The 9,860-nt window shown below is 70.1% G+C and carries 8 protein-coding genes and 2 tRNA genes; 2 read left to right on the top strand and 8 right to left on the bottom strand.

The window, feature by feature from the left end:
- Positions 1 to 61 precede the first annotated feature (61 nt).
- From clpX to ABD330_RS27355, 6 genes are all read right to left on the bottom strand, one after another.
- On the bottom strand, positions 62 to 1,351 hold the full coding sequence (clpX, locus tag ABD330_RS27380; protein ID WP_344468681.1) for an ATP-dependent Clp protease ATP-binding subunit ClpX: 1,290 nt from the start codon (positions 1,349 to 1,351) through the stop codon (positions 62 to 64).
- 315 nt (positions 1,352 to 1,666) lie between these two features.
- Positions 1,667 to 2,323, bottom strand: a complete 657-nt coding sequence (locus tag ABD330_RS27375; RefSeq protein ID WP_344468680.1) for an ATP-dependent Clp protease proteolytic subunit — start codon at positions 2,321 to 2,323, stop codon at positions 1,667 to 1,669.
- A gap of 55 nt (positions 2,324 to 2,378) precedes the next feature.
- A complete protein-coding gene (locus ABD330_RS27370; RefSeq protein ID WP_425555656.1) occupies positions 2,379 to 2,996 on the bottom strand; it encodes an ATP-dependent Clp protease proteolytic subunit in 618 nt (205 codons plus the stop codon).
- Positions 2,997 to 3,273: 277 nt separating this feature from the next.
- Positions 3,274 to 4,662 (bottom strand): trigger factor, encoded by a 1,389-nt coding sequence (tig, locus tag ABD330_RS27365; protein ID WP_344468679.1) that lies wholly within the window; start codon positions 4,660 to 4,662, stop codon positions 3,274 to 3,276.
- 238 nt (positions 4,663 to 4,900) lie between these two features.
- The gene (locus ABD330_RS27360) at positions 4,901 to 6,364 is read right to left on the bottom strand and encodes an MDR family MFS transporter (protein ID WP_344468678.1); all 1,464 of its coding nucleotides are present in this window, start codon (positions 6,362 to 6,364) and stop codon (positions 4,901 to 4,903) included.
- Positions 6,365 to 6,534: 170 nt separating this feature from the next.
- Positions 6,535 to 6,608: transfer RNA gene (locus ABD330_RS27355), tRNA-Pro, on the bottom strand.
- 174 nt (positions 6,609 to 6,782) lie between these two features.
- Between ABD330_RS27355 and ABD330_RS27350 the strand changes: the two genes are divergently transcribed.
- Together ABD330_RS27350 and ABD330_RS27345 are read left to right on the top strand one after the other, a co-directional pair.
- A tRNA-Gly gene (locus ABD330_RS27350) sits at positions 6,783 to 6,856 on the top strand.
- A 186-nt stretch (positions 6,857 to 7,042) separates the two neighbouring features.
- Positions 7,043 to 7,819 (top strand): DUF6348 family protein, encoded by a 777-nt coding sequence (locus ABD330_RS27345; protein WP_344468677.1) that lies wholly within the window; start codon positions 7,043 to 7,045, stop codon positions 7,817 to 7,819.
- A gap of 36 nt (positions 7,820 to 7,855) precedes the next feature.
- On the opposite strand, the gene ABD330_RS27340 is transcribed toward ABD330_RS27345, so the two are convergent.
- Positions 7,856 to 8,050, bottom strand: coding sequence for a hypothetical protein (locus ABD330_RS27340; protein ID WP_280718210.1), 195 nt, complete (start codon positions 8,048 to 8,050; stop codon positions 7,856 to 7,858).
- A gap of 517 nt (positions 8,051 to 8,567) precedes the next feature.
- The gene (locus ABD330_RS27335; protein WP_344468676.1) at positions 8,568 to 9,800 is read right to left on the bottom strand and encodes a SpoIIE family protein phosphatase; all 1,233 of its coding nucleotides are present in this window, start codon (positions 9,798 to 9,800) and stop codon (positions 8,568 to 8,570) included.
- Positions 9,801 to 9,860: the final 60 nt, after the last annotated feature.

The following is a 9,860-nucleotide window of genomic DNA, read 5'->3' as shown; positions in this document are numbered from 1 at the left end:
GAGGCCACGGTCCGTGGCCTCCCGCTTCGCGCAGTTCCCCGCGCCCTTCAGCAGCTGAGCGTCACGCGCTCTTCTCGCGCCGCTCGCGCTTGATCATGTCGCGCGGGACGAGCGTCGGGATGGCGTGTTTGGAGACCACGTCACCGGTGACGACCACGCGGGCGACGTCCTGACGCGAGGGCACCTCGTACATCACGGACATCAGCACCTCCTCCATGATCGCGCGCAGCCCGCGGGCGCCGGTACCGCGCAGGATCGCCTGGTCGGCGATGGCCTCCAGCGCGTCCTTGCTGAACTCCAGGTCCACACCGTCGAGTTCGAAGAGCTTGCGGTACTGCTTGACCAGCGCGTTCTTCGGCTCGGTGAGGATCTGCAGCAGCGCCTCGCGGTCCAGGTTGTGCACGCTGGTGATGACGGGCAGTCGGCCGATGAACTCGGGGATCATGCCGAACTTCACCAGGTCCTCCGGCATGACCTGCCGGAAGTGGTCGCTGGAGTCACTCTCGCGCTTGCTGCGGATCGTCGCACCGAAGCCGATGCCCTTGCCGCCCGCGCGTCCCTCGATGATCCGCTCCAGACCGGCGAAGGCACCGCCCACGATGAACAGCACGTTCGTCGTGTCGATCTGGATGAACTCCTGGTGCGGGTGCTTGCGGCCGCCCTGCGGGGGCACCGACGCGGTGGTGCCCTCCAGGATCTTCAGCAGCGCCTGCTGCACGCCCTCGCCGGAGACATCGCGGGTGATCGACGGGTTCTCGCTCTTGCGGGCGACCTTGTCGATCTCGTCGATGTAGATGATCCCGGTCTCGGCCTTCTTGACGTCGTAGTCGGCCGCCTGGATCAGCTTGAGCAGGATGTTCTCGACGTCCTCGCCGACGTACCCGGCCTCGGTCAGCGCCGTGGCGTCCGCGATGGCGAACGGGACGTTCAGCATCCGGGCCAGGGTCTGGGCCAGCAGCGTCTTGCCGGAGCCGGTGGGGCCCAGCAGCAGGATGTTGGACTTGGCCAGCTCGATCGCGTCCTCGCGGCCGTTGCCGCCGCTGCGGCCCGTCTCACCGGCCTGGACCCGCTTGTAGTGGTTGTACACCGCCACCGACAGCGACTTCTTGGCGAGGTCCTGGCCGACCACGTACTGGTCCAGGAACTCGTAGATCTCGCGGGGCTTCGGGAGCTCTTCGAAACGGACCTCGGAGGTCTCGGCGAGCTCCTCCTCGATGATCTCGTTGCAGAGGTCGATGCACTCGTCGCAGATGTAGACGCCTGGCCCGGCGATCAGCTTCTTCACCTGCTTCTGCGACTTGCCGCAGAACGAGCACTTGAGCAGGTCGCCACCGTCTCCGATGCGTGCCACGAGGTGCTTCCCCTTCGCCAGGGGCCCCGCGGGGGTTCCGGGGCCTGGTGCTGTGGACCGACTCGCCGTCGGCGGTCGGTCTCGCTATCCGACGGTACTCTGCCGAGCCGGTCAATCCGTCGTCTTCGGCAGGTCTGCCGTACGCCCTGGGCGAATTGATACCGAACAGATGCCGTCTCGCAGGGGTCGCGGACGCGCTGGCGCCGTCTTCCCCTACTGGAATTGTGCCCGGTCGAAGGCCCGACCGGAACGGAGCGGGACGGGGCGTGCACCACAGTCCACGGGTGCGTACGCCCCGCCCCGGAGCCGCCGAGGTCAGTCGGTCAGCGAGGTCTTGCGGGTGGAGATGATCTGGTCGATCAGCCCGTACTCCAGGGCCTCCTGGGCCGTCAGGATCTTGTCCCGCTCGATGTCGTCACGGACGGTGGCGACATCCTTGTTGGAGTGCTTGGAGAGCATCTCCTCCAGCTGCTCGCGCATCCGGAAGATCTCCTTGGCCTGGATCTCCAGGTCGGAGACCTGGCCGCGGCCCGTCTCGGTGTACGGCTGGTGGATCAGGATCCGGGCGTTCGGCAGCGCCATCCGCTTGCCGGGGGTGCCGGCCGCGAGCAGCACGGCCGCGGCGGAGGCCGCCTGGCCCATGCAGACCGTGGTGATGTCGGGCTTGACGTACTGCATGGTGTCGTAGATCGCCGTCAGCGCCGTGAAGGAGCCGCCGGGCGAGTTGATGTACATCTGGATCTCGCGGTCCGGGTCCATCGACTCCAGGCAGAGCAGCTGGGCCATGATGTCGTTCGCCGAGACGTCGTCCACCTGCGAGCCGAGGAAGATGATGCGCTCCTCGAACAGCTTGGCGTACGGGTCGTACTCGCGAACGCCCTGGGAGGTGCGCTCGACGAATCGCGGAACGATGTACCGGCCCTCTGCGCGGGCGCCGTAGTACTCGCCGCGGGGCGTCTGGGGGGTGTTCATGGGGTGTTCTGTCCTCCGAAGCGTACGGTCGGGTTCAGTCTGCTGCCGGCTGCGGTCAGGCGCCGGTGCCGCCGCCGCCCGGGACGTCCGCGGCGCTGTGCATGATCGAGTCGATCAGGCCGTACTCCTTGGCCTGCTCCGGGGTGAACCAACGGTCACGGTCGGAGTCCGCGGTGATCCGGTCGAAGGACTGGCCGCTGTGGTGCGCGATCAGTTCCGACATCCGCTTCTTGGTGCGGAGCAGCTGCTCGGCCTGGATCCGGATGTCGGTGGCCGAGCCGCCGAGGCCGGCCGATGGCTGGTGCATCAGGATGTTGGCGTTCGGCAGCGAGAACCGCTTGCCCTTCGCGCCGGCGGTGAGCAGGAACTGGCCCATCGAGGCCGCCATACCCATCGCGATCGTCACCACGTCGTTCTTGATGTACTGCATGGTGTCGTAGATCGCCATGCCGGCGGTGATCGAACCGCCCGGGGAGTTGATGTAGAGGTAGATGTCCTTCTCGGGATCGGCGGCCAGCAGCAGCAGCTGGGCCGTGATCCGGTTGGCGATGTCGTCGTCGACCTGCGTACCGAGGAAGATGATCCGCTCGTTGAGCAGCCGGTTGTAGACCTGGTCCCCCAGGCCGCCGAGCACGTCACCAGCGGCGGCGTGCGGCGCCATCAGGCCAGGCATCTGCATCTGCGGGAACGTCACTTAGCCACCTGCTCAGTCGATTTGAAGGCCGACCTGCGGCCGTCGCTTTGTCGCACAGCTCTGGGATATCACTGCGCCCTGCCCGCGATAACGGTGTCGCGGTGTCGCTGTCTAAGGACCCTAACGCGCAGGCAGGGCCGCAGAATCCCCCACGCAGAACTGTTCGCTGTGAGCGCAGGGTCAGCGGGGGAGCACAGCGGGCCCGGGCACCAGAAGGTGCCCGGGCCCGCCAGTTGGGACTCGACTACGAGGAGGATCAGGCCTCGGTGGTCTCGGCGGCCTCGGCGGCTGCCTCGACCGTCTCGCCCGACTCGTCGGTCTCGTCGTCCTCGAAGGAGACGGCCTCACCGTTGGTGTCGACGACCTTGGCGGCCTCGACGACCAGCGCGAGCGCCTTGCCGCGGGCGACCTCGCCCACGAGCAGCGGCACCTGGCCACCCTCGACGACCTGCTGGGCGAACTGGTCCGGGGTCAGGCCCGAGCCGGCGGCACGGCGGATCAGGTGCTCGGTCAGCTCCTGCTGCTCGACCCCGATCTCCTCCTTGGCGACGATCTCGTCCAGGACGAACTGGGTCTTGATGCCCTTCTTCGCCTGCTCCTCGGTCTCGGCGTCGAACTCCTCGCGGGTCTTGCCCTGGGTCGCGAGGTAGGTGTCGAGGTTCAGGCCCATCGGCTCCAGCTGGTGGTGCTCCAGGTTGTGGCGACGGGTCTCGACCTCGTCCTTGAGGAGCTTCTCCGGGTACTCCATCTCGACCAGCTTCAGCAGCTCGTCGAGGACGCGCTCCTGGGCCTGGGTCGCCTGGTCGAACTCACGCATGCGCTCCAGGCGCTTGTGGGAGTCGGCCTTCAGCTCGTCCAGGGTGTCGAACTCGCTCGCCAGCTGGGCGAACTCGTCGTCCAGAGCCGGCAGCTCCTTCTCCTGGACGGCCGTCACGGTGACGGTGACCTCCGAGGTCTGGCCGGCCTGGGTGCCGCCCTTGAGCTCGGTCTCGAAGGCCTTGGACTCGCCGGCGGCGAGGCCGATGACGGCCTCGTCGATGCCGTCCAGCAGGCGGCCGGAGCCGATCTCGTAGCTCACGCCGGTGGCGGTGCCGTCCTCCGGCACCTCACCGTCGACCTTGGCCTCCAGGTCGACGACCACGACGTCGCCCTCGGCGGCGGCGCGCTCGACGTCCTTCACCGAGGAGAAGCGCTCGCGCAGCTGCTCCAGCGACTTCTCGACGTCGGCGTCCTCGACCACGATCGGGTCGACGGTCACCTCGATGCCGGCGAAGTCGGGGAGGGTGATCTCGGGACGGACGTCGACCTCGGCGACGAAGCTGAGGTCACCGCCGTCGACGAGGTTCTCGACACCCTGGATGTCGGTGATGTCGGGCTGTCCGAGGACCTCGATCTTGCCCTCGTCGACGGCCTGCGTGTAGAAGCGCGGCAGGGCGTCGTTGACGGCCTCTTCCAGCACGGCGGCACGGCCGAAGCGCTGGTCGATGACACGGTTCGGGATCTTGCCCTTGCGGAAGCCCGGGACCGAGACCTGCTGGTTGATCTTCTTGTACGCCGCGTCGAGGCTGGGCTTGAGCTCCTCGAAGGGCACCTCGACGGTGAGTCGAACCCGAGTGGGGTTCAGAGTCTCGACGGCGCTCTTCACGGTTGGGTCTCCTAGGGGCTTGCGGTCAGGTTGTCTCCGCCTGGCCGGCTCGGCCGGGTGGCCGGGTCGGTCGGGCGAGACGGGCGATGGGCGGTTGGAGCTGCATCTCCCGTACGGGGGTGGACGGTGAGCTTGACTCCTCGCCCTCGGGCGGCTGACCTGCACGCATGCCGCAGGCACCACCGCCAGCGGCCCATCCTACCGGTACCACGAAAGGCGGACGCCAGGACACCGCTGATCACGGCGCCGCAGCGGCCTCCGCCACCGGCTCCGGGGCCCTCTCCGGGGCCCTGCGCATGGTCGCGGCAGCGTCCGAATCCCGGACGAACAGCGCTGTCACAGCCGCCACGAGCGCCAGCGCGGCGGCCACCAGGAAGGCCGCCCGGTAGGCCGCGAGGTTCGCCGTGGGCGTACCTCCGGCATGCGTGGTGACGGTGCCGACGGCCGCGAGGACCGTCCCCAGCACCGCCACGCCCAGGGCCGAGCCGAGCTGGCGCTGCGCGTTGTAGAGCGTCGAGGCCGCGCCGGTGGACCGCTGGGAGATCCCGGCGAAGGCCGCCGTCTGGGACGGCATGAAGACGTGCGACATGGCGAAACCGGTGACGAACAGCAGCCCCCGGACGGCCCAGAGGTTGCTGTCCGGGCCGATCGTCGCCATCAGTGCGAGGCAGACCGCCACCACCCCGGCCCCGGTGGCGAGCAGCCGGCGCGGGCCGACCCGGGGGTAGAGCCGGCCGGCGATCTGGGAGGCGATCATCACGCCGACCGCCTCCGGGAAGACCATCAGCCCGCTGTGCAGGGCGTCCATCCCGAGGGCGTCCTGCATCAGCAGGGGGAAGAGGTAGAGCATCCCGAGGAAGGCCGCGCCGGAGAACAGCGAGAGCAGGTTCGTCGTCCGGAAGATCCGGTCGCGGAACAGCCGCAGGTCCAGCATCGGCTCGGCAAGACGGAGTTCGACCACCACCAGGGCCGCCAGCGCGGCGAGCCCGGCCGCGCCGGAGGCCAGGATCCGCGCACTCCCCCAGCCCTGCCCGGCGCCCTCGGCCAGCGCGTACATGGCCAGGCCGAACCCGGCCGCCGCGAGCAGGAAGCCCGCCGCGTCGAACCGGCCGACCCGCTCGGTCCGGTAGTCGGGGAGGAAGAGCAGGCCGAACACCAGGGCGAGGACCCCGATCGGGACGTTGACGATGAAGACCCAGTGCCAGGACCAGCTGTCCACCAGCCAGCCGCCGAGCACCGGCCCGGCCGCCGGGGCGACGGCGGCGGGCAGCATCAGCACCCGGGTGGCGCGCATCCGCTCCTCCTGCGGGAAGGCGCGGAAGAGCATGGTCATCCCGACCGGGGTGAGCAGGCCGCCGGCCGCGCCCTGCAGGATGCGGTAGAGGGTCAGCTGGTCCAGACTGCCGGCACTGCCGCAGAGCAGCGAGGCGACGGTGAAGAGCGCGAGCGCGCCCAGGAAGACCCGGCGGGTGCCGTAGCGGTCGCCGAGCCAGCCGGAGAGCGGCACGAAGACGGCGAGGGTGACGAGGTAGCCGACGTTGACCACCCCGACCGAGGCCGGGTCGACCCGGAACTGACGGCCGATCGAGGGGAGCGCCACGTTCACGATCGTGGTGTCCATGATCGACATGAAGAGCGCGGCGACGAAGACCGCGCCGACGGCGGTCTTCGGATCGAGCCGGGGGCGGTCGGCGAAAGGCATGCGGGCTCACACTTCCAGGGGGCTCGGCGGATACGGGTGACCGCCGGCGAACGCCGACGGCCCCGGTGGGCGTCGGCGAACATTGGTGAACGATCAACTTTCGAGCTTGCCCGACCCGGGCCCGTAACGCCAACAGGGCCCCGTCCGCGAGACGAGACCCTGCCGCACTGTCGGGGTGGCCGGATTCGAACCGACGGCCTTCCGCTCCCAAAGCGGACGCGCTACCAAACTGCGCCACACCCCGTGGTGCCGAGAGGAAGCGTACACGCCGACCGGGCCCGGGCGGCCGTAATATGGACGGCCGCCGGACGGGCCGGGGAGCGGAAGTGGTGTGCGGGCGACCGGCCCGACCAGGTACGCTGTTCCCGTCCTCACGACCGGAAACGGCCGGGGGGCGACTGTGCCCCGGCACAGCCGTGCGGGTGTAGCTCAATGGTAGAGCCCCAGTCTTCCAAACTGGCCACGCGAGTTCGATTCTCGTCACCCGCTCCAACTCTTCGGCCCCCGGTCGGCGATGACTTCGCCGGCCGGGGGCCGTTGTCACTCCCCCACCGGTTTCCCCCGGACTTCCCCCCGCCGACCCCCACCCGTTTCCCGCCCGTTTCCCGCCAGCGCCGCAGGCCGATACTCTCGCTCGCGTTCGAAGTTCGACTGTTTATTCGACCGAGGAGCCCGCCCGTGCGTCCGCAGGACCGACTGGCCGTCATACAGCGCAGCGTGGTCCGCGAAATGGCGCGCTACGGCCAGCGGTTCACCGTCGACGGCGAGATCGTCCGAGGACCGGGCACCACGGCGGTCGCGGTCCGCGAACACCCCGGGGCCAGCGGCCCGGGCCATGTCGACCTCGGGTTCGTCCTGCACCTCGGCCGGGCCGACGGCCCGGTGGTCTGGGACTGCGCGGCCGGCCTCGGCAAGACCGAGGAGGAGCAGCTCGACAACGCCGTGAAGATGTGGGCGACCACCACGGCGGCCGCGGTGGTGGAGATGCTGGAGCACCGCGGCGAACACGGCGACCACTACCGGCACGAGGCCCTTCCGGGCCGGCTGGCCGTCCAGGGGCCCGCCGCGGTCTTCGGGTTCGACAGCGAGCGGCTGGCCGGCTGGCTGGCCGACCACCAGCTGCTGCCGGCGCTCGCCGGGGCACTGCACCCGGAGCTGACCACGCCGGGGTTCAACGGCGTGAAGCTGTTCCTCGGCGGCAAGGCCGGTGACGACATCGCGGAGGTCCGGGTCAACGGGGAGGTCTCGGAGGCCGCCTCGGCGGCGCTGCGCGCCCTGTCCTGGCCGCGCGGCGAACGCCTGTGCTGGGCACGGCTGTTCATCCTGCTGGTGGACGAGCGCAGCCCGGAGGCCGAGCCGGACACGCCGACGGACGTGCCCGCCCCGGTCTACTCCCGCACCCCCCGGCGCGGACTGCTCAGCCGCTGGTGGCAGGCCCTGCGCGCCGGTCAGTGACCGGTCCGCGGCAGGCGGCCCGCCGGTGGCCGGGCGTCAGCTGACGACGGAGGAGATCGTCTTCGCCATCTGGTTCAGGAAGTCGTGGATGGGCGTCGCGGCCGTGGACTGGCTGACCATGAAGCCGAAGAGCGCGGCGAGTACCGCGTGACTGAGCTTCATCTGCTTGTTGCGGATGAAGATGACGACGATGACGCCGAACAGGAACAGCGCGGAGACGGAGAGGCCCACCCGAATTCACTTCCTCATTCTTTCGTAGCGAGGCTGCGTTACGAAGCTCCGTGCCGGAACCCCGTGGCGACGCCCCCGCGCCCAGCTGCGGCACGGACGGTCTCGGGCGGAAGTCTGCCGATCACGCCAGAACCGGGGTACCTGGCTGCATCGCGACACCTGCCGCGAGCCGCATGTGGTGCCCCCCATCCCCCGAGTGCCGACCAGCCCCGCCCGGACTCAGTGTGGTCGTTCGTGCCGACTGCGTAAAGGACTTGCCGGAAGCCCGGCGGGAAGATCCTGCGATGTGAGACGAATTTCCGCCGACCGAGACGATAGCGCAAGGGCGCTGACGGAGCGTCGACAGGGGTGGTTTGACCGGCTACGGGACGGAGTGACCGGTCGTTCGGGGCCGGTGGATCACCGGCGGACCGACGGGTCCGGCGGAGGGCCGGGAATGGCCGAAGATCACCGCCCGGACTTGACATATGCCAATCGGTCCACAGGGCCCGACGAGCGGCCCGGCGTGCCGCCGGTGCTACTGCCGCCAGAGCAGCAGGACGGCCCGGTCGTCGTTGACGTCCTTGGCCACCGTCTCGATCAGCTTGACCGCCGCCCCCTGGTTGCCGCCGACCAGCAGCGACCTGGCCACCAGCCGGTCCGCCTCGCCCATCAGCCGGTCCATGCCCTCGGCCAGGTCCCGGCCGGGCACCTCGACCATCCCGTCGGTGCAGAGCATCAGCACGTCGCCCCGGTTCAGCCGGCCCCGGACCCCCTCGAACTTGGCGCCGTCGTAGATGCCCAGCAACGGGCCCTCCACCGACTCCTTGACCTCCCAGCGCCCGGCGCCGGAGAGCCGCTGCATCCCCGGCAGGTGGCCCGCCGACAGCAGCTCGTACTCGCCGCTGTCCAGGTCCAGCACCAGGTGGACGGCGGTGGCGAACCCCTCCTCCCAGTCCTGGCGCAGCAGGTAGCCGTTGGCGGCGGGCAGGAACTCGTGCGCGGGCAGCGAGCCGAGCAGCCCGCCGAACGCGCCGGAGAGCAGCAGGGCGCGCGAACCGGCGTCCATCCCCTTGCCGGAGACGTCCGCGAGGACCACCTCCAGCACCCGCCGGCCCGGCCCGGTCCGGGCCGCGACCACGAAGTCGCCGGAGAAGGACTGGCCGCCTGCCGGGCGCAGCGCCATGTCGGCGTACCAGCCCTGCGGCAGGTCGGGCACCCTGCTCTGGACCCGCAGCCGCTCGCGCAGATCGAAGAGCATCGAGCCGCCGCCGCGCCAGGGCACCCCGACCCGGCTGCGGAACTGGGCGAGCAGCAGGCCGGCCACCCCGACCGCGCCGACCACCAGGGCCGCACCGGGGGTGACGCCGAAGACGTAGGTGTCGGGACGGTCGCTGGCCACCCGCTCGCCGGTGTGGACCAGCGACTCGGTGGAGAGCCCGAGCGCGGCGGCGGCGTACAGCAGCACCAGTGTGCCGGGCCGCAGCAGCAGGGCGCCTGCGAGGATCGGCAGGACCAGCGCGGTGGGCGGCACCCAGGCGGGGATCCAGATGTTGAGCAGCACCAGCAGCGGGACGAGCAGCAGGAACGCGGTGAAGGCGAGCCAGTCCGAGGCGTCGCCGCGGAAGTAGTCCACACCGGTTCGGCGCAGCCTTCGGCGGGCCCGGTAGAGCCGCGCGCGCGACCGGGCCGTCCAGGGGTCCCGGGCCGCTTTCGCGGGGGATCCCGTCGCAGTCGTCTGGGGCCGTGAGCCCGGCATGCTGCCAGCCATGGGCTCTGACCCTATCCACCGGTACGGGTCGGCGTCGACGGGCAGGACGGTGTCGGACGA

It is taken from the genome of Kitasatospora kazusensis (genome assembly GCF_039529945.1).
In the GTDB taxonomy this organism is placed as follows: Bacteria; Actinomycetota; Actinomycetes; order Streptomycetales; family Streptomycetaceae; genus Kitasatospora; species Kitasatospora kazusensis.
This window is presented reverse-complemented; position numbering and strand designations above follow the sequence as displayed.

Coding starts and splice junctions, on each gene's coding strand:
- ABD330_RS27370 (WP_425555656.1), bottom strand. CDS start 2,996: ATGCCTGGCCTGATGGCGCCGCACGCCGCCGCTGGTGACGTGCTCGGC.
- ABD330_RS27335 (WP_344468676.1), bottom strand. CDS start 9,800: ATGGCTGGCAGCATGCCGGGCTCACGGCCCCAGACGACTGCGACGGGA.
- ABD330_RS27375 (WP_344468680.1), bottom strand. CDS start 2,323: ATGAACACCCCCCAGACGCCCCGCGGCGAGTACTACGGCGCCCGCGCA.
- ABD330_RS27360 (WP_344468678.1), bottom strand. CDS start 6,364: ATGCCTTTCGCCGACCGCCCCCGGCTCGATCCGAAGACCGCCGTCGGC.